This is a genomic window from Pseudomonas putida group bacterium ESBL64 (assembly GCF_045277175.1).
Taxonomy (GTDB): Bacteria; Pseudomonadota; Gammaproteobacteria; order Pseudomonadales; family Pseudomonadaceae; genus Aquipseudomonas; species Aquipseudomonas alloputida.
In genome coordinates, this window is record NZ_CP145799.1 from 4,949,817 (window position 1) to 4,972,438 (window position 22,622).

Consider the following 22,622-nt stretch of genomic DNA (forward strand, 5'->3'; position numbering starts at 1 on the left):
AGGCGCAACAACTAGAGAACTGTAAGGAGAGGGAAAATGTTCGAGCTCGTAGACAACGTCCCGCAAAGTCCGGTCATCAAAGTGATCGGCGTTGGTGGTGGTGGCGGCAACGCCGTCAATCACATGGTCAAGAGCAGCATCGAAGGCGTGGAATTTATCTGCGCCAACACCGATGCCCAGGCGCTGAAAAACATTGGCGCGCGCACCATCCTGCAATTGGGCACGGGTGTGACCAAGGGCCTGGGTGCCGGTGCCAATCCGGAAGTCGGCCGTCAGGCCGCGCTGGAAGACCGTGAGCGCATCGCTGAAGTGCTGCAGGGCACCAACATGGTGTTCATCACCACCGGCATGGGTGGCGGTACCGGTACCGGTGCAGCGCCAATCATTGCCGAAGTGGCCAAGGAAATGGGTATCCTCACCGTTGCAGTGGTGACCCGTCCGTTCCCGTTCGAAGGCCGCAAGCGCATGCAGATCGCCGATGAAGGCATCCGCATGCTGGCTGAAAGCGTCGACTCGTTGATCACCATCCCCAACGAGAAGCTGCTGACCATCCTGGGCAAGGATGCCAGCCTGCTGTCTGCCTTCGCCAAGGCTGACGATGTACTGGCCGGTGCCGTACGCGGTATCTCCGACATCATCAAGCGCCCAGGCATGATCAACGTCGACTTCGCCGACGTGCGCACCGTGATGGGTGAAATGGGCATGGCCATGATGGGTACTGGCTGCGCCAGCGGCCCGAACCGTGCACGTGAAGCCACCGAGGCAGCTATCCGTAACCCGCTGCTGGAAGACGTCAACCTGCAGGGCGCCCGCGGTATCCTGGTGAACATCACCGCAGGCCCGGACCTGTCGCTGGGTGAGTACTCCGACGTGGGTAGCATCATCGAAGCCTTCGCCTCCGACCACGCGATGGTCAAGGTCGGCACCGTGATTGACCCGGACATGCGTGACGAACTGCACGTGACCGTGGTGGCCACTGGTCTGGGCGCACGCATCGAGAAGCCTGTGAAGGTGGTCGACAATACCCTGCAGACTGCCCAGCAGGCGTACGAAGCGTCCAATCCTGCGCCGGTGCGCCAGGAGCAGCCAGCGGTCAACTACCGTGACCTGGAGCGCCCGACCGTCATGCGCAACCAGGCGCATGCAGGTGCTGCCGCAGCCGCTAAACTGAACCCTCAGGATGACCTGGACTACCTCGATATCCCGGCATTCCTGCGTCGTCAGGCTGATTAATGGAATTTATCAGGGGTATAAAGGTGATTGGTATTCATCAAAGGTTGGGTCTGTTATCATCCCCAGCCTTTGTTGATACCTGTTCGCAATTTGCGCTGAAGCGGCCAATGCCATGATTAAACAACGCACCCTGAAGAATACCATCCGTGCCACAGGTGTCGGTCTGCACTCCGGGGAGAAGGTTTACCTGACCCTCAAGCCTGCACCTGTTGACACCGGCATCGTCTTCCGCCGCGCCGACCTCGACCCTGTGGTCGAGATCCCTGCGCGTGCGGCCAACGTCGGCGAGACAACCATGTCGACGACGTTGGTCAACGGTGACGTCAAGGTCGATACGGTCGAGCACCTGCTCTCCGCCATGGCGGGCCTGGGCATCGATAACGCCTACGTCGAGCTCTCCGCCTCGGAAGTGCCGATCATGGATGGCAGCGCCGGTCCTTTTGTATTCCTGATTCAGTCTGCCGGCCTGGAAGAACAGGACGCAGCCAAGAAGTTCATCCGCATCCTGCGTGAGGTAACCGTGGAAGAGGGCGACAAGCGCGCCACGTTCCTGCCTTTCGAAGGTTTCAAGGTGAGCTTCGAGATCGATTTCGATCACCCGGTGCTTCGCAACCGGACCCAGAGCGCCAGCGTCGACTTTTCCAGCACGTCGTTCGTGAAGGAAGTCAGCCGCGCGCGTACTTTTGGCTTCATGCGTGACATCGAGTACCTGCGCAAGCACAACCTTGCGTTGGGTGGCAGTGTCGAGAACGCCATCGTGGTCGATGAGGACGGCGTGCTCAACGAAGACGGCCTTCGTTACGAAGACGAATTCGTCAAGCACAAGATCCTCGACGCCATCGGCGATCTGTACCTGCTGGGCAACAGCCTGATTGGCGAGTTCAAGGGCTTCAAGTCCGGCCACGCGCTGAACAACCAGCTGTTGCGCAAGCTGATTGCTGAAACCGATGCCTGGGAAGTGGTCACTTTCGAAGATGCCAGCACGGCACCGATCTCGTACATGCGCCCTGTTGCGGCCGTGTAAGTTCGAACACTCTCTAGTTCATTAAGGCCACCTTCGGGTGGCCTTTTTTATGGCTTGCCCTGGGCGTGGGCGGCCAACCGTTCCAGTGCGGCACGCAGTTTGGGGTCGGTAATGCCCTCGGCGGTGTCGCGCAGGCTCTCGGCCGCGCTGTTCGAAAGCTCGGCCGCATGCCCGCCACGCTTGGCCGGTACCAGCGGCGGCTGTACCTTGTACAGGATGCGCCTGAGGTTGCCGAATGCTTCCATGGCCTGCAGGGCCGCCAACAAGCGCTTCTGCTGGTAGCGCAGGCGGGTTGCCCAATGGCCGTCGGTAACCACCAGCAACAAAGTACCATCGCGCCAGGACGCCACATGGCAGTGCTCGCGGGCAGCCGGTTGCAACTGGCTTTCCAGCAGGCGCTGCAGGTGCTCCAGGCGCTCGGCCTGGTTCAGCAGCAGGCGCAGCGGGCGCACCTGGCGCAGCAGGGCGGAAGGTGGCTGGGCGGGGGAGGGTTTGTAGGCCATGGGGGTACGCGTGAGGTGACGTGGGCACAGGCAGCCAAAGACAAGACTGGTTCTCGATAGCTTTCATGTTGCCAAGCCTTGAACTCAGTGAAAATGCCCCTATCTAAAACAGGCCCCTGCCAAAACGCTGTATCAGCATCGTGGAAATCCACCACTTTCCTCACCATCGTTTCCGGGTAGAATGCTCGTTCGCATGCGGCCTATGGGCTGCACGGGCGACTCATGGGGCCGCCCTCCATCCCTACGTGTGGAAGATCCTGCCGATATGTTTGCGCCTTTGTTAAAAAAACTTTTTGGAAGCAAGAACGAGCGTGAAGTCAAACGCATGCTCAAGACGGTGAGTATCGTCAATGCCTTCGAAGAGAAGATGGTGGCCCTCTCCGACGAGCAACTGCGGGGCAAGACTGCAGAGTTCAAGGAACGCCTGGCCAAAGGCGAGACACTGGACCAATTGCTGCCCGAAGCCTTCGCCGTGGCCCGTGAGGCCGGCAAGCGTGTAATGGGCATGCGCCATTTCGATGTGCAGTTGATCGGCGGCATGACCCTGCACGAGGGTATGATCGCAGAAATGCGCACCGGTGAAGGCAAGACCTTGGTCGGTACCCTGGCCGTCTACCTCAACGCATTGTCCGGCAAGGGCGTGCATGTGGTCACCGTCAACGACTACCTGGCGCGCCGTGACGCCAACTGGATGCGCCCGCTGTACGAGTTCCTCGGTCTGTCGGTCGGTATCGTCTCGGCCTTCCAGCCGCCGGAAGAAAAGCGCGCCGCCTATGCAGCCGACATCACCTACGGCACCAACAACGAATTCGGGTTCGACTACCTGCGCGACAACATGGCGTTCAGCCAGGACGAGAAGTTCCAGCGTGAACTGAACTTCGCCGTGATCGACGAAGTCGACTCCATCCTCATCGACGAAGCGCGTACCCCGCTGATCATTTCCGGTCAGGCCGAGGACAGCTCCAAGCTGTACATCGAGATCAACCGCCTGATCCCGCGCCTCACCCAGCACATCGAAGAGGTCGAAGGCCAGGTCACCCAGGAAGGCCACTTCACCATCGACGAGAAGAGTCGCCAGGTGGAGCTGAATGAAGCCGGTCACCAGTTCATCGAAGAGATGCTGGCCCAGGCGGGCCTGCTGGCTGAGGGCGAGAGCCTGTACTCCGCGCACAACCTGGGCTTGCTGACACACGTCTACGCCGGTCTTCGTGCACACAAGCTGTTCCACCGCAACGTCGAGTACATCGTCCAGGACGGTCAGGTTCTGCTGATCGACGAACACACCGGCCGTACCATGCCGGGCCGTCGCCTGTCCGAGGGCCTGCACCAGGCCATCGAAGCCAAAGAGAACCTGAACATCCAGGCCGAGAGCCAGACCCTGGCTTCGACCACCTTCCAGAACTACTTCCGCCTGTACACCAAGCTGTCCGGCATGACCGGTACCGCCGACACCGAAGCATTCGAGTTCCAGTCGATCTACGGCCTGAACGTGATGGTCATTCCGCCGAACAAGCCACTGGCGCGTAAGGACTACAACGACCTGGTGTACCTGACCGCTGACGAGAAATACGCCGCGATCATCGCCGACATCAAGGAAAGCATGAAGCTGGGCCGGCCGGTGCTGGTAGGTACCGCGACCATTGAGACTTCCGAGCACATGTCCAACCTCCTGAAAAAGGAAGGGATCGACCACAAGGTGCTCAACGCCAAGTATCACGAGAAGGAAGCCGAGATCATCGCGCAAGCAGGCGCGCCAGGTGCACTGACCATCGCCACCAACATGGCTGGCCGTGGTACCGACATCCTGCTGGGCGGTAACTGGGAAGCCGAAGTGGCTGCCCTGGAAAACCCGACAGCCGAGCAGATTGCCCAGATCAAGGCCGACTGGCAGAAGCGTCACCAGCAAGTGATCGAGACGGGTGGCCTGCATGTAATCGCTTCCGAGCGTCACGAATCGCGCCGTATCGACAACCAGCTGCGTGGCCGCTCCGGTCGTCAGGGCGACCCGGGTTCCAGCCGCTTCTACCTGTCGCTGGAAGACAGCCTGATGCGCATCTTCGCCTCTGACCGGGTGAAGAACTTCATGAAGGCACTGGGCATGCAGTCGGGCGAGGCCATCGAGCACCGCATGGTCACCAACGCTATCGAGAAAGCCCAGCGCAAGGTCGAAGGCCGCAACTTCGACATTCGTAAGCAATTGCTCGAATATGACGACGTCGCCAACGAGCAGCGCAAGGTGATCTACCACATGCGCAACAGCCTGCTGGCCGCCGAGAACATTGGCGACACCATCGTCGAATTCCGCAAGGAAGTACTGGACGCTACCATCAGCCAGCACATTCCGCCGCAGTCGCTGCCAGAGCAGTGGGACGTAGCCGGCCTGGAGGCTTCGCTGGCCAGCGATTTCGCCATCAAGTTGCCGATTCAGCAATGGCTCGACGAGGACGATCACCTCTACGAAGAGACCTTGCGCGAGAAGCTGCTGAACGAGATCACCACTGCCTACACCGAGAAGGAAGACCAGGCCGGTCTCGACGCCCTGCGAACCTTCGAGAAGCAGATTCTGCTGCGCGTACTGGACGACCTGTGGAAAGACCACCTGTCGACCATGGACCACCTGCGTCACGGTATTCACCTGCGTGGTTATGCGCAGAAGAACCCGAAGCAGGAGTACAAGCGCGAGTCGTTCAGCCTGTTCCAGGAGCTGTTGGAGTCGATCAAGCGCGACACCATCCGCGTGCTGTCGCACGTACAGGTTCGCCGCGAAGACCCGGCCGAAGAAGAAGCCCGCCTGCGCCGCGAGGCCGAAGAGCTGGCGAGTCGCATGCAATTCCAGCACGCCGCTGCACCGGGCCTGGAAAGTGAGCAACTGAGCGAGGAGGGTGCCGAAGTAGCGGTAGCCTCGGCGCCAGTACGCAATGACCAGAAGCTGGGCCGCAACGAGCCGTGCTGGTGTGGTTCGGGCAAGAAGTTCAAGCATTGCCATGGTCAGATCGAGTGATCTGAACCTTACGTTGTACAAGCCTGGGGCCGCTTTGCGGCCCTTTCGCGACACAAGGCCGCTCCCACAGGTAGCGCGCTCGTCCATGAACGGGCGCGATCCTTGTGGGGGCGGCCTTGTGTCGCGATGGGGCGCGAAGCGGCCCCTTTTTCGACATCATCGTTTTTTCTAGGAGCGCTCTAATGGCTGTTGGTCTTGGTCCTTTGCCCACCCTGCACCCGGTTCCGGGTTTTGAACTCGGTATCGCTTCTGCCGGTATCAAGCGCCCGGGGCGCAAGGATGTGGTGGTCATGCGCTGTGCCGAAGGCTCCAGCGTGGCTGGCGTGTTCACCCTCAACGCCTTCTGCGCAGCGCCGGTGATCCTGTCCAAGCAGCGTGTACAGGGCACCGTGCGCTACCTGCTGACCAACACGGGTAACGCCAACGCCGGTACTGGCGCGCCAGGCCTGGCCGCCGCCGAGCGCACCTGCGCCAAGCTGGCCGAACTGGCTGGCGTACCGGCAGAGTCGGTACTGCCGTTCTCCACCGGCGTGATTGGCGAGCCGCTGCCGGTCGAAAAGATCGAAGGCGCGCTGCAGGCCGCCCTCGACAACCTGTCGGAGAACAACTGGGCTGAGGCCGCTACCGGCATCATGACCACCGACACCCTGCCCAAGGGGGCCAGCCGCCAGTTCCAGCACGATGGCGTGACCGTCACCGTTACCGGTATCAGCAAGGGTGCAGGCATGATCCGCCCGAACATGGCGACCATGCTGGGCTACATCGCTACCGACGCCAAGGTGGCGCCAAGCGTCCTCAAGGACCTGATGCTGGACGGCGCCAACAAGTCGTTCAACCGCATCACTATCGATGGTGACACTTCGACCAACGATTGCTGCATGCTGATCGCTACCGGCAAGGCCGACTTGCCGGAAGTGACTGAAGCCAGCGGCGCGCTCTTCGAAGCGCTGAAAAAGGCCGTGTTCGAAGTGTGCATGGAAGTGGCCCAGGCCATCGTCCGTGACGGCGAAGGCGCGACCAAGTTCGTGACCGTGCAAGTCAACGGTGGTGGTAACCACCAGGAGTGTCTGGACGTCGGCTACGCCGTGGCCCACTCGCCGCTGATCAAGACCGCGCTGTTCGCTTCCGACCCGAACTGGGGCCGTATCCTCGCTGCGGTAGGCCGTGCCGGTGTACCGGAGCTGGATGTGAGCCTGATCGATGTTTACCTGGACAGCGTTTGCATTGCGAGCAAAGGCGGCCGCAGCCCGAGCTATACCGAAGCGCAGGGTTCGGCAGTGATGGCCCAGGAAGAGATCACCATCCGAATCGAACTGGGCCGTGGCCAGTGCAGCGAAACCATCTGGACGACCGACCTGTCCCACGAGTACGTGAAGATCAACGCCGAGTACCGTACCTGATCTACTGATCCGAAGGCCTCTTCGCGGGCACGCCCGCTCCCACAGGTGTTGCAATGCCTGCAGGAGCGGTGCGGTCCCTGTGGGAGCGGGCTTGCCCGCGAAAGGCCGCGCAGCGGCCTGCGGGTTTTGCAAGACAAACCTGATGGAGCCGAACCATGAGCTATCACCTGATCATCGGCGACAAGCTGTACTCCTCCTGGTCGCTGCGTGGCGCCCTGGCCCTCGAGCTGGCTGGCGTGCCCTACGAAGAAACCCTGATCAAGCTGAACCAGCCTGATACCCGCCAGCGCATCCTCGCTTTCTCCTCCACCGGCAAGGTGCCGCTGCTCAAGAGCGAGCACGGTGTGATCGCTGACTCGCTGGCCATTGCCGAATACCTCAACGAACGCCACCCCGAAGCCCAGCTGTGGCCTGCCGATGTGGCGGCGCGTGCCCAGGCCCGTTCGGCCTGTGCGCAGATGCATAGCGGCTTCTTTGCCCTGCGCGGCGCCATGCCGTTCGACTTGTCGCGCGACCAGGCGCTGGACAGCGTGCCGCTGGACGTGCAAATCGACATCGACCGTATCGTTGCGCTGTGGTCCGAATGCCGTCTGGTGGCCAAGGACAGCGGCCCGTTCCTGTTCGGCAAGGTAAGCCTGGCCGATGCCTTCTTTGCCCCGGTGGCCGTGCGCCTGCGCACCTACCGCATAGAAGTCCCCGCCGAGGCGGCAGCCTACATCGAGACCATTTATCAATGGCCAGCCTTCCAGGCATGGCAACAGGCAGGCCTGGAGGAGCGTGAAGCGTGAAACGGATTCATGTAGTAGCTGCCGTGATTCGCGGCGCTGATGGCCGTATTCTGATCGCACGTCGTGCCGATACCCAGCACCAGGGCGGCTTGTGGGAGTTCCCCGGTGGCAAGGTGGAAGAAGGCGAAAGCGTCGAAGCGGCGCTTGCCCGCGAGCTGCGCGAGGAGCTGGGCATCGAGGTAAGCCGGTCGCGTGCGCTGATCAAGGTCAGCCATGACTACCCGGACAAGCAGGTGCTGCTGGACGTGCGCGAGGTCGAAGCGTTCACTGGCGAACCCCATGGTGCCGAAGGCCAGCCGCTGGAATGGGTTGCCCCGCGCGATTTGCCGCAGTACGAATTCCCCGAGGCCAACAAGCCGATCGTCGCCGCTGCGCGCCTGCCGGACCAGTACCTGATCACCCCGGACGGCCTGGAAGTGCCGCAAATGCTCAAGGGCATCCAGAAGGCGGTGGCCAATGGTATTCGCCTGATCCAGTTGCGTGCCCCGGACATGTACGACCCCAAGTACCGCGACGTGGCGGTGGATGCGGTCGGGCTGTGTGCGGGCAAGGCGCAGCTGATGCTTAAAGGGCCACTGGAATGGCTGGGTGATTTCCCGGCGGCCGGTTGGCACCTGACGGCCGCGCAGCTGCGCAAGTACGCCGCCAGGGGCCGGCCGTTCCCCAAGGAGCGCTGGTTGGCGGCATCCTGCCACAGTGCCGAAGAGCTGGCGCTGGCTGAACAGATGGGCGTGGACTTTGTCACCTTGTCGCCAGTGCAGGCGACCCAGACTCACCCAGAGGCGGTGCCGTTGGGATGGGATGAGGCGCAGCGGTTGATTGCCGGGTTCAACAAGCCGGTTTACCTGCTGGGTGGGGTAGGGCCGGGTGAGCGCGAGCAGGCCTGGGAAGCCGGGGCACAGGGTGTAGCCGGGATCCGGGCGTTCTGGCCCGAGGTTTGAGTCCCTTGTAACAGGGGCCGCTGCGGGGCCCATTCGCGGGCTTGCCCGCTCCCACAGGCGCTTCAAGCCTGCTCGAAGCCTGTGGGAGCGGGCAAGCCCGCGAATGGGCTGCAAAGCAGCCCCAGAAGTATCAGCCTTTGGGTTTCTCGGCGGGCTGCCACAAAACCTCAGCCACCCCCTGGCGCCGCCCGATGATCCGCGCCGCCACGAACAATAGATCGGAAAGCCGGTTGATATACGCCAAACCAACGCCTTCCAGCGGCTCCATGGCATTCAACTGCTGGCACCGGCGCTCTGCACTGCGCGCGAGGCTGCGGCACACGTGCGCCTGCGCCACCAGCGCCGAACCACTGGGCAGAATGAAGTTTTTCAGCGGCCCCAGCTCTTCGTTCCACACATCGATGGCCGCCTCCAGGCGTTCCACTTCCGCCAGGGTCAATGCCTGGTAACTGGGCATCGCCAGCTCGCCACCCAGGTCGAACAAGCGGTGCTGACACGGCGCCAGCACCGTGGTCACTTCATTCAGCCCGTGCTCGGCGAGCCCCGCCAGCAGCAACCCCAACTGGCTGTTCAGGCTGTCCACCTCGCCAATCGCTTCGATCCGCGGGTGGTCCTTGGGCACCCGACGGCCGTCGCCCAGGCCGGTTTCGCCTTTGTCGCCGGTGCGGGTATAGATCTTCGAAAGGCGGTAGCCCATGTCATTGCTCCGTTCTGGCCGGCACCGCCGCTGCCGGCTGGGTGAGGGGCAGGCGTAGGGTAAAGCAGGTGCCTTGGCCTGGCGTGGATTGCACTTCCATCTGCCCCTTGTGGTTGTTGGTGATGATGAAGTACGAGACCGACAGGCCCAGCCCGGTACCCTGGCCGATTTCCTTGGTGGTGAAGAACGGCTCGAAGGTGCGCTTGCGCACCGCCTCGGGCATGCCGACGCCGTTGTCTTCGACCTGGATTTCCGCCCATGGCGGGTTTAGCCGGGTGCGCAGTGTGATGCGTCCGGGCTCGCTGGGTTGCGGGCGTTGGTGGATGGCCTGGGCTGCGTTCTTCAGCAAGTTGAGCAGTACTTGTTCCAGCTCGTTGGCGGTACATGGCACCGGCCCCAGGTCGGGGTCGAACTGGCGCACGATGGCTTGCCCCTTGAAGTCGAAGCCGATGGCCAGATCGAAGTCATTGCCGGCAATTTCAAGCGCCTGATCGATCAGTGCCGGCAGCTCGCATGGCACCAGCTGGCGGTTGCTGCGGCGGCTGAAGCTGAGCATGTGGGTGACGATCTTCGCCGCCCGGGCGCCGGCCTGCTGAATGCCGTCGAGCAGTTGCGGCACCTCGCGGCTGTCCAGGTAGCGGTTGATCGTGGCCAGGTCGATGCCCAGCTCTTCGGCCTGTTCCTGGTTACGCGGCAGGTCGGACGACAGGCGTCGGCGAATGTTCTGCACGTTGTGCAGGATAGCGCCCAGCGGGTTGTTGATTTCGTGCGCCATGCCGGCAGCCAGACCCCCGACCGAGAGCATTTTCTCCGATTGCACCATCATTTCTTCCAATGACAGACGCTGGGTGATGTCGTCGATACGAATGACCACGCCGCGCCCGCCGCCGCCGGTCAGTGGGTAGAAGGTCAGGGCGTAGTGGCGCAGGTCGTCGCCCTTGGGCCAGGTTACCCGCTCGATCTTCGCCACTCGATGTTTTTCCACGGTTTCCTTCAGTTGCGGGAGGAACGGCTTCAGCGGCTCGAACGCAATGAACACCGGCTGGTTGAGTGCCTCGTCCAGTGGCGTGCCGGAAAGCACCGTGGCTTCGTGGTTCCATTGGGTCACGTAGAGCTGTTCGTCGAGGGCGATCAGTGCCGAGGGCATCGAGTCGATGATGCTGTTGAGGTAGTTCTGAAAACCGGTGAGCTTTTTCTCGATCTTGCTGCGTACCTGTACTTCCAGTTCCAGCTTGCGGTTGGTGTGGCGGGTTTCTTCGGCAAGGCCCTGAGCCTGGTCGTAGGCACTCTGGAACTCGTCGCGGGCGCTCTTGAGCTGCTGCTCGCGGGCCTCGATGCGCGACAGCATGGTGTTGAAGGCCTCGGCCAGGCTGCCGATTTCATCATCATTGCCGCGTTGGGCGCGCAAGGCGTAGCTCTCTTCGCGGGTAACCTGGCGGCTGAGCTCCTCAAGCCGGTTGATCGGCTGGGTGATCAGGCGTTTGATCTGCCGGGCGATGACGATCCATAGCAGGACACTGAACACCAGGATGCCCAGGCTGGCACTGAGTGTGCCGGTGTAGAAGGCCGTGGGCAGTTCGCTGCTGGCTACCAACAGCAAATGTGCCGGTGGGTTGGCATCGCGGGGGATGCGGATCAACTGAGTGCTGCGAAACTCCATCAGGCGCCAGCCGTCGATGTTGCGAAAACGCTTGGGCAGGGCCAGCGGCTCGCCATGCTGCAACTGCGCCAGCATTCGGCCATCGCCACCGTAGATGGCGGCGGCGCGCAGCGGTGTGTAACTGTCCAGTTCCTTGAGCAGGGCACGGGCCGTGTCCGGGGTGTCGCCGGCGCGGGCTGCAAGCTGTGGATTGGCCACCAGCCGGCCGATGGTGTGCATGGCCTGGGGCGCCATGCTTTCCTGGGTGATCCAGTAGGCGGCGCTGATGAAGGTGAGGTTGGCCATCAGCAAGATGGTCACCAGCAAAACCAGCAGGGCCGCCAGCAGCTTCTGCCCGACCGGGAGGTTTTCCAGGCGTTGGCGCAAGGTCATGGGCAAGGCAATGTCCGTATCCGGTGGAAGGGCCGCGTCAGTCGCAAGGCAAGCCACGCACGCGCAGGTTTTCGACCAAGCGCTGCAGCAGGTGTTCCAGCTGCGGCAGTTGCAGGCCATGACGGCCCGCAGCGCGGCAAGCATGGCCGAGCAGGTAGTGCAACTCGGTGCGCCGTCCTGCATGCACGTCCTGGTACATGGAAGAGTAGTTGGCTGCGGTGGCGAGGATTACCCGCTGAACTTCTTCGTCCAGCCCCTCGGCTGCTTGCGGCTGGCCGCAACGGCGCAGCAGTCGGGCCAGTTCGACGCACAGGGCTTGCACTTCACCCAGGTGCCCCAGCAGCCCGCCATTCTGGCAATCGTGAAGCACGGTCAGCGGGTTGATGGCGCAATTGAGCGCCAACTTGCGCCACAGGCGGGTCAGTATGTCTACTGTCCACTCAGCGGGGATACCGGCCTCGTGCAGGTCATCGAACCAGGCGGGGAGCAGGGGGCTTCGTGGGTCGCCTAGCCAGTTGAAGCCATGGCCGGCAAAACGCACTTGCCAGTCCCCTTCGCGGAAGGCGCCTTCGGTGCTGGAGGCGAAGATACAGCGAGCGTGCGGCACCAGGTCGGCGACTTCATCCTGGCTGCCCAGGCCATTCTGCAACAGCAGCACTTCGGCGCTCTCGGCCAGCCGAGGTGCTAGACCGGCAATCGCCGGGGCAGCGTCATAGGCCTTGCAGGCCACCAGCAGCCGGTGGATCGGGCCTTGCGCTTGCGCCGTTTCGGCCGGTATGGCGTAGCGCCGGGTTTGGTCCTGCTCGACCAGGGTCAGGCCACCGGCCTGCTGATAGGCCTGCAGCCGTTGTCCGTCACGCAGGATCAGGCGCACAGCCTTGCCGGCGCGTGCCAGCCGGCAGGCCCACAGACTGCCAAGGCTACCGGCGCCGAGAATATGCCAGGTGCTGCTCATATGCGTTTCGCAACCCGTTATAATGAGTCCGCATTTTAACCTTCAAACCCAGCGCGCTCCATCTTCAGCCTGAGCGCGCTTTTATTTTGGGAGAACAACCATGCCTTCGTTCGACGTGGTATCGGAACTGGACAAGCACGAAGTGCAGAACGCGGTCGACAACGCCATCAAGGAACTGGACCGCCGCTACGACCTCAAGGGCAAAGGCACCTTCGAGTTCAAGGACAAAGAGCAGACCGTGATGCTCACTGCTGAGGAAGAGTTCCAGCTCGAGGCGATGCTGGAGATCCTGCGCCTTGCACTGGTCAAGCGCAAGATCGACGTGAAGTGCCTGGAAACCAAGGACCCCTACGCCTCCGGCAAGGAAAAGAAACAGGAAGCCAAGTTCCGCGAAGGCATCGACAAGGACCTGGCAAAAAAGATCGTTGCCACCATCAAGGATGGCAAGCTGAAAGTACAGGCCGCCATCCAGGGTGAGCAGGTACGGGTAACCGGCAAGAAACGTGACGATCTGCAGGAAGCCATTGCCCTGCTGCGCACCAAGGAATTCGACATGCCGCTGCAGTTCAACAACTTCCGCGACTGATGTGGGGGTGGCCCGGAACCCCGATGGCCAAATGATGTCCATGGGGGCCGGGGTTGCGTAATAACACGCGCGGCCTGTTCTACCGTGTACTTGCCGCTCGGCATCAGGAGATGAATATGGATTTGAACGCTGAGGTCGACCAGCTCGTCCGCCAATCCCAGACGTGGATCCCTTTGATCATGGAATACGGCAGCCGTGTGCTGCTGGCACTGCTGACCTTGGCGGTTGGCTGGTGGATCATCAACAAGGTCAGCGCCCGCCTCGGCAAGCTGGTTGGCCTGCGCAACGCCGACCTGGCGCTGCAGGGCTTCATCAGCACCCTGGCGAACATCGTGCTGAAGGTGCTGCTGTTGGTCAGCGTGGCCTCGATGATCGGCATCGAGACCACCTCGTTCGTCGCCGCCATCGGTGCCGCAGGCCTGGCCATCGGCCTTGCCTTGCAGGGCAGCCTGGCGAACTTCGCCGGTGGTGTGCTGATCCTGATGTTCCGCCCGTTCCGTATCGGTGACTGGATCGAGGCGCAGGGCGTTTCCGGCACCGTCGACAGTATCCAGATCTTCCACACTGTGCTGCGCACCGGTGACAACAAGACGGTCATCATGCCCAATGGCAGCCTGTCCAACGGCATCATTACCAACACCAACCGCCAGCCGACGCGCAAGGTGGTGTTCGATGTGGGCGTTGACTACGAGGCCGACCTGCAGAAGGCCCGCAATGTGCTGCTGGAGCTGGCAAAGGACCCGCGTGTTCTGCAAGACCCTGCACCGCAGGCGGTCGTGTCGACGCTGGGCGACAGCTCGATCACCGTATCGCTGCGCTTGTGGACCAAGACCTCCGATTACTGGGACGTGATGTTCATGCTCAACGAGTATGCGCGTGACCGGTTGAAGGCCGAAGGGATCGATATTCCGTTTCCGCAGCGGGTTATTCGCGTGGTGCAGGAGACTGCAACGCAGTAATACCGCGTTAAAGCCGGGGCCGCTTTGCGCCCCTTCGCGGGCAAGCCCGCCCCTACGAGGACATGCGTGTTCTGTGTAGGAGCGGGCTTGCCCGCGAAGGGGCGCAAAGCGGCCCCAGTTTTTTCCGACCCTGATTACACTTGCTCACAGCAATTTCCAGCCATTTCTGGCATATAGCGTGACCCCGCCCGCCACACCCGATACGCCATCATGAAACCACTGCTGTATATCACCCCTCTGCGTGCCTTGCTGTTCGGCCTGACCCTGGCCCTGTTCGAACTGCTGACCTACCTGGCCAGCGACGCGGTCATGCCGGCCATGCCTGTCGTGGTCAACGACCTCGACGCCAGCCCCGAATACATACCCCATGCCCTCAACCTGTACCTGCTGGGGGGCGTGGTACTGCAATGGCTGATCGGCCCGTTGGCCGACCGTTATGGACGGCGCCCGTTGCTGCTGGTCGGCTGCGCATTCTTTGGCCTGGCCTGCCTGGCTACCTTCTGGGTCCAGGACATCGGCCTGTTCAACCTGTTGCGTCTGTTGCAGGGCATTGGCCTGGGCTTTGTGGTCACCGTCAGCTACCCAGCCCTGAACGAGGCTTTCAGCGAGGCTGATGCCGTACGCATGATGGCCCTGTTGGCCAACATCGCCTTGCTGTCGCCCCTGCTCGGGCCGCTGGTGGGCACCTTGCTGCTGCAATGGCTGGACTGGCGCTGGCTGTTCGTGGCGTTCGCCATCGGCGCGGTGCTGGCCTGGCTGCTGCTGTACCGGCTGATGCCGGAAACCCTGGGCGTGGAGCGCCGTGACGGTTCGCGGCTGGCGTTCACGCCGATTCACCTGCTGCCACTGTTGGCGGGCTATGGCCAGCTGCTGGGCAACCGCCCCTTCGTTGCAGGCAGCGCTGCCCTTGGGTTGGTCGGCTTGCCGCTGATTGGCTGGATTGGCCTGTCGCCGGTGCTGCTGATTCACGATGAGGGATTGAGTACCCTGGAGTATGCCTTGTGGCAGTTGCCGGTCTTTGGCGGCCTGATCCTCGGTAACCTGATCATCAACCGCATTGCCGATCGCTACCCGCTGCCAGCCCTGGTGCGTGGTGCGCTCTGGCCATACCTGGCGGGCCTGTGCCTGATGGTGCTGGCGACCTGGTACTGGCCGAGTGTGACCAGTGTGGTGGCTGGCATGTCGCTGTATGCGCTGGGGTTGGGCGTGGCCAATGCGGTGCTGTACCGCATGACGCTGTTCTCCAGTGAGCAGAGCAAGGGGTTGGTTTCGGCCATGCTGGGGATGATCACCATTGCCTTGCTGGGGCTCGGCGGTGCGCTGCTGGCGATGATTGGCGCCGGTGCCAGCTTGCTGCATTTTGCCCTGGCGGCGGGGGTGGCGGGGGCGTTGGCGCTGTGGCCGCTGTGGTTTGTGGTGGGGGGGCGGCCTGGGGAAGGGGCTGTAGCTTGATAAGTGGTATTGCCTGTGCCGGCCTCTTCGCGGGTGAACCCGCTCCTACAAGGCAACGCGGGCCGGCCTCTTCGCGGGTGAACCCGCTCCTACAAGGCAACGCGGGCCGGCCTCTTCGCGGGTGAACCCGCTCCTACAAGGCAACGCGGGCCGGCCTCTTCGCGGGTGAACCCGCTCCTACAAGGCAACGCGGGCCGGCCTCTTCGCGGGTGAACCCGCTCCTACAAGGCAACGCGGCCCGGGCTCTTCGCGGGTAAACCCGCTCCTACAAGGCAGCGCGGCCCGGTGTAGGAGCGGGTTTACCCGCGAAGAGGCCAGCACAGGCAATACAAAACTTCAGGGCCGCTCAGCCACAGAGTGATCCTCGGCCACCGGCGTTCCCCGCCCGGCTTCCTGATGCCACTGCAGGGCGATCAGGATCAGCGTAGGCACCCCCAGCAGCGCCGTGATCAGGAAGAAGTCGTGGTAGCCGAACTTCTCCACAATAACGCCCGAATACCCGCCGATCAGCCGCGGCAACAGCAGCATGATCGAACTGAGCAGCGCGTACTGGGTCGCCGAGAACTTCAGGTTGGTCAGGCTGGACAGGTAGGCGACAAAGGCCGAGGTAGCCATGCCGGAGCTGAAGTTGTCCAGTGAGATGGTCACCACCAGCATTTCCAGGTTCGGCCCCATGTCAGCCAACATCAGGAACAGGATGTTGGTGCCGGCAGAGGCTACGCCGCCAATGAACAGGATGGGCATGATGCCGAAGCGTACGATCAGCAGGCCGCCAACCCCGGCGCCGACCAGGGTCATGATCAGGCCGAAGATCTTGCTGACGCTGGCAATCTGGTCCTTGGTGAAGCCCATGTCGATATAGAACACGTTGGCCATCACCCCCATCACCGTGTCCGACATGCGATAGGTGGCGATCAGGCCGAGCAGCAGCAGAGCCTGCCAGCGGTAGCGGGTGATGAAGTCGTTGATCGGGGTCAGCACGGGAGCCAGGCCGCGGCGGCCGAGGCTCGACAGGCAGGCCCAGGTCAGCAGCACGTAGAGGATCAGGCGCAGGAAGGCGCGGTCTTCCAGCAGCAGGTCGAGCGGCGTGGCATCACCGGAGACCACGCTGGACCAGCCGGTATTGAACATCTGGGTGAAGCTGGCCGGTACCGAGACCAGCAGGATGATCAGCACGAACACCGAAGCCATCTGGTGCACCAGCCCGTAGCGCGCTGCCGACAGTTGGGTGCGCATGGGCACTGGCGGTTCGCGCATGACCAACGTGGTGAACAGGGCGGGCAGCATCATCACCCCGAACATCACGTAAGTGCCGGCCCAGGCCTTGTGCAGGTAGCTGAAGCCGGTAGAGCCGAACCACTCGGCGAAGAACAGGGCACCGGCCGTGGCGAGCAAGGCAGCCACCCGGTAGCCGGCCATGTAGCTGGCAGCGAGCGCGGCCTGGCGCTGGTCGTCAGCGATTTCCAGGCGGTAGGCGTCGACTGCAATGTCCTGGGTAGCCGAGGCGAAAGCCACCAGTACGGCCATGGCAATCAGCCAGGAGAGATGCTGTTGCGGGTCGCACAGGCTCATGCCGACCAGCCCGATCACCACCAGCGCTTGCGACAACAGCAGCCACGAACGCCGGCGCCCGAGGCCGCCAAGCAGCGGCAAGCGCCATTGGTCGAGCAGCGGTGACCAGACCCACTTGAAGGCGTAGGCCAAGCCAATCAGGCTTGCATAACCGATGGTTTCACGGGCAACGCCGGCTTCGCGCAACCATACCGACAGGGTCGAGAACACCAGCATGTAGGGTAGGCCGGCGGCGAAACCGAGTAGCAAAAGTACCAATGTTGACGGGCTGGCATAGGCAGCAAGCGCAGCGCGCCAGGTTTTACGGGGCATGGGCCAACATCTGCCTCAAGTTTTCGAAAACAAAGCGCGCACTCTAACCGCTGTGCTCCATTGGGCGCCAGCCATGGCGCGTCATATCCACACGATTGTTGCTTACATTCACACCTTCTGCGCGTAACCGCGCCCGTTGTTCATCGCCCGACGGGGTGCCCAGCGCCAGGCTCAGCCGGCCACCCGCAGCGAGCACCCGGTGCCAAGGCAGGCGTGTGTCTGCAGGCAACTGCCCCAGGGTGCGCCCAACCCAGCGCGCCGCACGGCCAAGCCCAGCCAGTTCGGCCAGTTGGCCATAGCTCACGACCTTGCCGGGTGGCACTTGGCCCAGTACTGAATACAGCGCCGTTCGTCGGCCCTCGGCCGAATCGAGGGCGTGCTCATATCCATCAGACATCTCGCCCGCCTTGGGCTGCAGATGAAACCGGACCGGTGGTCTGGTAAATGAGAGTTGAACTCAACGGCATACTCCCGGTCTGTCCTTGCTCTGGTCTTGGGTATCTGGATAATGCCCGGCTTTTTCGTCAAATCGAACCCATAGTCCGCAAACAAAGCCCGTTTATGAATTCTAGATCCTTGTTGTGCCTTCTTGCTGTTTCCCTGTGTGCCTCTCCGGTGTTCGCCGACACTGTGTGGATGAAGAACGGTGACCGGCTAAGTGGCAAGATCAAGGTATTCGATGGCGGCAAGCTGCTGCTGGAAACCCCTTATGGTGGGTCCATCGCCCTGGACTGGAAACAGGTCCAGACGCTGGAAAGCGACCAGGAGATGCTGGTCAAGCAGGACGCCTACAGCGGAGAGAAAGCCAAGTCGCTCAAGGCGGCAGAGCCAGGCAAGGTGACCTTGGCCAATGGCGAGGCACCGAAGACGGTGGAGCTGGCCAGTATCGAGCAGATCATGAAGCCCAAGCCGCTGGTCGAGGATTTCGTGTGGAAAGGCAATGTCGACGTAGCGCTGGACTACAAGCGCGCCGAGAACGACACCGACGATTACGACGTGGGCTTCAAGACCACCGCCCGTCATGGCCGTTGGCGGCACAACGCCGAGGGTGAGTACAACCGCGAGACCAAGGACGACGTCACCACCACCGACAACTGGAGCGCCGAGTACGCGCTGGACCGCTTCATTACCGAGAAGTGGTTCTGGCAGGGGCGTGCGGAATACAAACGTGATCGCATCGAAGACCTGGCCCGCCAGCGCACCGTGGGTACCGGCCCGGGTTACCAGTTCTGGGACGATGAGCTGGGCGCGTTCTCGCTGGGCTCACTGATCAACCGTACTGACTTCGAGTATCAGGATGGTGGCAAGGATAATTTCTATTCTGCGGCCGTGAAGTGGGATTACACCCGATACCTGATCGGCAAGAACGTGCAGCTGTTCACCAACGGCGAGTTCGCCAAGCCGCTGGGTGGCGTGGCCGACTACTCGCTGGATGCCGAGGTTGGCCTGCGCTACAAGGTCACCGAGTGGGCCTCGCTGAACCTCAAGGCGGAGAAGGACATCATCACCGGCACGCGTGAAAGTGACCTGGACAAGACACGCTATACCGCGGGCTTCGGCGTTACCTGGTAAGGCGTCTGGATGCAGGTCAGTGGCACAGGCAGCTGATAATGCTTATCTTGTCCCCAACCCGTCCGCCAGGAGCCGCCCTCAAGTGAGTACCAACGCCATCCGCCCCGCCCGGGAACTGCTGCTCAAGGAATACCGCGGCGTGCTTTCGACACATTCCAGGTCGATGCCTGGCTACCCCTTCGGTTCGGTCGTGCCGTACTGCCTGGACGCCCAGGGCAACCCGCTGATCCTGATCAGCCGCATTGCCCAGCACACCCATAACCTGCAGAAGGACCCCAAGTGTTCGCTGTTGGTGGGTGAGCGCGAGGCTGAGGATGTGCAGGCGGTAGGGCGCCTGACGGTGATGGCCGAAGCGCACAAGCTGGTCGACGAGGCCGTCATCGAGGCCGCCGCCGAGCGCTATTACCGCTATTTCCCGGATGCGGCCAATTACCACAAGGCCCACGACTTCGATTTCTGGGTGCTGCAACCGGTGCGCCACCGTTACATCGGCGGCTTCGGTGCGATCCACTGGCTTGACCATGTCACCTTGGCCAACCCGTTCGCGGGCAAGGCCGAGGGGAGCATGATCGAACACATGAACAGCGATCACGCCAGTGCCATTGCCCACTACGTCGAGTTGACCGGGTTGCCACGGCACGTACCGGCGCAGATGGTTGGTGTAGACAGTGAAGGCATGCACCTGCGCATCGGCCAGGCCGTGCACTGGTTGCCTTTCCCCACTACTTGCAACACGCCGACACAAGTCCGCGAGGCCTTGGTTTTGCTGGCTCGCGCCGACCATTGGCCGCTTGTGATGCAAGCCGAGGGTTGAAATCCGGAGCGCAGGCATCCATGTGAGGTCTTATTGGAAGGTTATCTTCCGTCGAGGAACCCTTGATGCGTGCTTTTCTACTGCTGTTTCTGATTTTTCCTGTGCTGGAGCTGTTCGTCTTCGTGAAGGTCAGCGCGGCAATCGGTTTCTTTCCGGCGTTGCTGCTGATCATCGCCGGCTCCGCCTTGGGCGTACTGGTCATGCGGGTGGCCGGCCTGGCGACTGCATTGCGCGCCCGTGAAAGCCTGCAGCGCGGTGAATTGCCCGCCGAGGACATGTTCCAGGGCATGATGCTGGCCGTGGGTGGTGGCCTGTTGTTGCTGCCCGGCTTCATCAGCGACGTGCTGGGTGTGCTGTGCCTGCTGCCATTCACCCGCCGCCTGGCGGCGCGCAAGATGCGCGAGCGTGCCGAGGCCCAGGCCATGCGCCAGCGTGCATTCCAGGATGACCCCTTCCAGGCGCAGCCGCGTGATGGCGGCCACCGCCCGAACGTGATCGAAGGCGAGTACGAGCGCCGCGACAAGTAAAAAGGACCGGGGCCGCACAAGCGGCCCCGGTTTTTTTTGGCCTGATGAAAATTTTTCTATCTCGAGCCTTGTAATTGGATGTGGCGGCCTCATGTATGTGGTCACCGCAAGGTTTCTGGTGGTAACACCAGACATTACACAGGTGGTTCGCTCACAGCGGGCCGCCCCCGGCAACGCCGGACAGCATCAAAACCGCCGGTGTCGAACCGGCCGATGAAAACCACAATTTGGGAGAGATCGACAATGAAACTTCGTCCTCTGCATGACCGCGTAGTCATCCGTCGCAGCGAAGAAGAATCGAAAACCGCTGGCGGTATCGTCCTGCCGGGTTCGGCCGCTGAAAAACCAAACCGCGGCGAAGTTGTAGCCGTCGGCACCGGTCGCGTCCTGGACAACGGCGAAGTTCGCGCGCTGGCCGTGAAAGTGGGTGACAAAGTGGTTTTCGGCCCGTACTCGGGCAGCAACACCGTGAAAGTCGATGGCGAAGACCTGCTGGTCATGGCCGAGAACGAAATCCTCGCCGTTGTTGAAGGCTGATTTCCCCCCGACTTCCCGTTACTCCAAAGTTTTTCAAGGATTAAACGATCATGGCTGCTAAAGACGTAAAATTTGGTGATTCCGCCCGTAAGAAAATGCTGGTTGGTGTCAACGTTCTGGCTGACGCGGTAAAAGCGACCCTGGGCCCGAAAGGCCGTAACGTGGTACTGGCCAAGAGCTTCGGCGCGCCGACCATCACCAAGGACGGCGTTTCCGTCGCCAAAGAAATCGAGCTGAAAGACGCTTTCGAAAACATGGGCGCCCAGCTGGTCAAGGAAGTTGCTTCCAAGGCCAACGACGCTGCCGGTGACGGCACCACCACCGCTACCGTTCTGGCTCAGGCCATCGTCAACGAAGGCCTGAAAGCCGTCGCTGCCGGCATGAACCCGATGGACCTGAAGCGCGGTATCGACAAGGCCACTGCTGCCGTTGTTGCCGAGCTGAAGAACCTGTCCAAGCCATGCGCCGACTCCAAGGCCATCGCCCAGGTAGGTACCATCTCTGCCAACTCCGACAACTCCATCGGTGAAATCATCGCCGAAGCCATGGAAAAAGTCGGTAAAGAAGGCGTGATCACCGTTGAAGAAGGCTCGGGCCTGGAAAACGAACTGTCCGTCGTAGAAGGCATGCAGTTCGACCGCGGCTACCTGTCGCCGTACTTCGTCAACAAGCCGGACACCATGGTTGCCGAGCTGGAAGGCCCGCTGCTGCTGCTGGTCGACAAGAAAATCTCCAACATCCGTGAGCTGCTGCCAGTTCTGGAAGCCGTTGCCAAGGCCGGCCGCCCACTGCTGATCGTTGCCGAAGACGTTGAAGGTGAAGCGCTGGCTACCCTGGTAGTCAACAACATGCGCGGCATCGTCAAGGTTGCTGCAGTCAAGGCTCCAGGCTTCGGCGATCGCCGCAAGGCCATGCTGCAGGACATCGCCGTCCTGACTGGCGGCCAGGTCATCTCCGAAGAAATCGGCCTGTCCCTGGAAACCGCTACCCTGGAGCACCTGGGTAACGCCAAGCGTGTCATCCTGTCCAAGGAAAACACCACCATCATCGACGGTGCTGGCGCTGACACCGAGATCGAAGCACGCGTCAAGCAGATCCGTGCCCAGATCGAAGAAACTTCCTCGGACTACGACCGTGAGAAGCTGCAAGAGCGTCTGGCCAAGCTGGCTGGCGGTGTTGCCGTGATCAAGGTGGGTGCCGGCACTGAAGTTGAAATGAAAGAGAAGAAAGCCCGCGTTGAAGACGCCCTGCACGCTACCCGTGCAGCCGTTGAAGAAGGCGTGGTGCCTGGCGGTGGTGTTGCCCTGGTTCGCGCCCTGGCGGCCATCGTCGACCTGAAAGGCGACAACGAAGACCAGAACGTCGGTATCGCGCTGCTGCGTCGCGCTGTTGAATCCCCGCTGCGCCAGATCACTGCCAACGCCGGTGATGAGCCAAGCGTGGTTGCTGACAAGGTCAAGCAAGGTTCGGGCAACTTCGGCTACAACGCCGCTACCGGTGAATACGGCGACATGATCGAGATGGGTATCCTGGACCCAGCCAAGGTTACTCGCTCGGCGCTGCAAGCTGCTGCTTCGATCGGCGGTCTGATGATCACCACCGAAGCCATGGTTGCCGACCTGCCGGAAGACAAGCCAGCTGCTGGCATGCCTGATATGGGCGGCATGGGTGGCATGGGCGGCATGATGTAAGCCAGCCTTACCCCCTGCACCATTAA

The 22,622-nt window shown here is 61.9% G+C and carries 20 protein-coding genes; 14 read left to right on the plus strand and 6 right to left on the minus strand.

Annotated elements, in window-relative coordinates:
• Positions 1-36: 36 nt before the first annotated feature.
• Positions 37-1,233 (plus strand): cell division protein FtsZ, encoded by a 1,197-nt coding sequence (gene ftsZ, locus V6093_RS22465; protein ID WP_003251871.1) that lies wholly within the window; start codon positions 37-39, stop codon positions 1,231-1,233.
• Positions 1,234-1,345: 112 nt separating this feature from the next.
• Positions 1,346-2,257, plus strand: a complete 912-nt coding sequence (gene lpxC, locus V6093_RS22470; RefSeq protein ID WP_003251873.1) for a UDP-3-O-acyl-N-acetylglucosamine deacetylase — start codon at positions 1,346-1,348, stop codon at positions 2,255-2,257.
• Between the two features lie 47 nt (positions 2,258-2,304).
• Here lpxC and V6093_RS22475 read toward each other — a convergent pair whose 3' ends face one another.
• Positions 2,305-2,760: a DUF721 domain-containing protein gene (locus tag V6093_RS22475; protein WP_003251875.1), complete on the minus strand. Its 456-nt coding sequence runs from the start codon at positions 2,758-2,760 to the stop codon at positions 2,305-2,307.
• Positions 2,761-3,025: 265 nt separating this feature from the next.
• Here V6093_RS22475 and secA point away from each other — a divergent pair, with 265 nt between their 5' ends.
• From secA to V6093_RS22495, 4 genes are all read left to right on the plus strand, one after another.
• Positions 3,026-5,761 carry a preprotein translocase subunit SecA gene (gene secA / locus V6093_RS22480; RefSeq protein WP_003251877.1) on the plus strand — a complete coding sequence of 912 codons (2,736 nt, stop codon included), beginning with the start codon at positions 3,026-3,028 and terminating at the stop codon, positions 5,759-5,761.
• A gap of 182 nt (positions 5,762-5,943) precedes the next feature.
• Complete coding sequence (gene argJ / locus V6093_RS22485) at positions 5,944-7,161, plus strand: bifunctional glutamate N-acetyltransferase/amino-acid acetyltransferase ArgJ (RefSeq protein ID WP_003251879.1); 1,218 nt, start codon at positions 5,944-5,946, stop codon at positions 7,159-7,161.
• A 155-nt stretch (positions 7,162-7,316) separates the two neighbouring features.
• Positions 7,317-7,949 (plus strand): glutathione S-transferase family protein, encoded by a 633-nt coding sequence (locus V6093_RS22490; protein WP_047604414.1) that lies wholly within the window; start codon positions 7,317-7,319, stop codon positions 7,947-7,949.
• Positions 7,946-8,890, plus strand: a complete 945-nt coding sequence (locus V6093_RS22495) for a Nudix family hydrolase (RefSeq protein ID WP_047604417.1) — start codon at positions 7,946-7,948, stop codon at positions 8,888-8,890. Before V6093_RS22490 ends, V6093_RS22495 begins: the two co-directional genes overlap by 4 nt.
• A 130-nt stretch (positions 8,891-9,020) precedes the next feature.
• On the opposite strand, the gene V6093_RS22500 is transcribed toward V6093_RS22495, so the two are convergent.
• The 3 genes from V6093_RS22500 to V6093_RS22510 are packed head-to-tail and all read right to left on the minus strand — an operon-like array spanning position 9,021 to position 12,574.
• The gene (locus tag V6093_RS22500; RefSeq protein ID WP_004575125.1) at positions 9,021-9,587 is read right to left on the minus strand and encodes a cob(I)yrinic acid a,c-diamide adenosyltransferase; all 567 of its coding nucleotides are present in this window, start codon (positions 9,585-9,587) and stop codon (positions 9,021-9,023) included.
• A gap of 1 nt (position 9,588) precedes the next feature.
• On the minus strand, positions 9,589-11,619 hold the full coding sequence (locus tag V6093_RS22505; protein WP_047604419.1) for an ATP-binding protein: 2,031 nt from the start codon (positions 11,617-11,619) through the stop codon (positions 9,589-9,591).
• Between the two features lie 37 nt (positions 11,620-11,656).
• Positions 11,657-12,574 carry a putative 2-dehydropantoate 2-reductase gene (locus V6093_RS22510; protein ID WP_003251888.1) on the minus strand — a complete coding sequence of 306 codons (918 nt, stop codon included), beginning with the start codon at positions 12,572-12,574 and terminating at the stop codon, positions 11,657-11,659.
• A gap of 100 nt (positions 12,575-12,674) precedes the next feature.
• Between V6093_RS22510 and V6093_RS22515 the strand changes: the two genes are divergently transcribed.
• The 3 genes from V6093_RS22515 to V6093_RS22525 all read left to right on the plus strand — a co-directional run bounded on the left by V6093_RS22515 (position 12,675) and on the right by V6093_RS22525 (position 15,571).
• A complete protein-coding gene (locus V6093_RS22515; protein ID WP_003251890.1) occupies positions 12,675-13,160 on the plus strand; it encodes a YajQ family cyclic di-GMP-binding protein in 486 nt (161 codons plus the stop codon).
• Between the two features lie 116 nt (positions 13,161-13,276).
• The gene (locus tag V6093_RS22520) at positions 13,277-14,119 is read left to right on the plus strand and encodes a mechanosensitive ion channel family protein (protein WP_004575128.1); all 843 of its coding nucleotides are present in this window, start codon (positions 13,277-13,279) and stop codon (positions 14,117-14,119) included.
• Between the two features lie 210 nt (positions 14,120-14,329).
• Positions 14,330-15,571: an MFS transporter gene (locus V6093_RS22525; RefSeq protein ID WP_179053434.1), complete on the plus strand. Its 1,242-nt coding sequence runs from the start codon at positions 14,330-14,332 to the stop codon at positions 15,569-15,571.
• Positions 15,572-15,907: 336 nt separating this feature from the next.
• On the opposite strand, the gene V6093_RS22530 is transcribed toward V6093_RS22525, so the two are convergent.
• Positions 15,908-17,455 carry an AmpG family muropeptide MFS transporter gene (locus tag V6093_RS22530; protein WP_104962507.1) on the minus strand — a complete coding sequence of 516 codons (1,548 nt, stop codon included), beginning with the start codon at positions 17,453-17,455 and terminating at the stop codon, positions 15,908-15,910.
• 43 nt (positions 17,456-17,498) lie between these two features.
• On the minus strand, positions 17,499-17,852 hold the full coding sequence (locus V6093_RS22535; RefSeq protein WP_003251897.1) for an MGMT family protein: 354 nt from the start codon (positions 17,850-17,852) through the stop codon (positions 17,499-17,501).
• A 164-nt stretch (positions 17,853-18,016) separates the two neighbouring features.
• Here V6093_RS22535 and V6093_RS22540 point away from each other — a divergent pair, with 164 nt between their 5' ends.
• The 5 genes from V6093_RS22540 (at position 18,017) to groL (ending at position 22,596) form a co-directional block, all read left to right on the plus strand.
• Positions 18,017-19,027: a DUF481 domain-containing protein gene (locus tag V6093_RS22540; RefSeq protein ID WP_012053643.1), complete on the plus strand. Its 1,011-nt coding sequence runs from the start codon at positions 18,017-18,019 to the stop codon at positions 19,025-19,027.
• Positions 19,028-19,109: 82 nt separating this feature from the next.
• The gene (locus tag V6093_RS22545) at positions 19,110-19,841 is read left to right on the plus strand and encodes a HugZ family protein (RefSeq protein WP_019752481.1); all 732 of its coding nucleotides are present in this window, start codon (positions 19,110-19,112) and stop codon (positions 19,839-19,841) included.
• Positions 19,842-19,906: 65 nt separating this feature from the next.
• Complete coding sequence (locus tag V6093_RS22550; protein ID WP_003251903.1) at positions 19,907-20,368, plus strand: FxsA family protein; 462 nt, start codon at positions 19,907-19,909, stop codon at positions 20,366-20,368.
• Between the two features lie 243 nt (positions 20,369-20,611).
• Positions 20,612-20,905 (plus strand): co-chaperone GroES, encoded by a 294-nt coding sequence (locus tag V6093_RS22555; RefSeq protein ID WP_003251905.1) that lies wholly within the window; start codon positions 20,612-20,614, stop codon positions 20,903-20,905.
• Positions 20,906-20,955: 50 nt separating this feature from the next.
• Entirely contained in the window at positions 20,956-22,596 is a 1,641-nt protein-coding gene (gene groL, locus V6093_RS22560) for a chaperonin GroEL (protein ID WP_003251907.1), read from the plus strand.
• Positions 22,597-22,622: the final 26 nt, after the last annotated feature.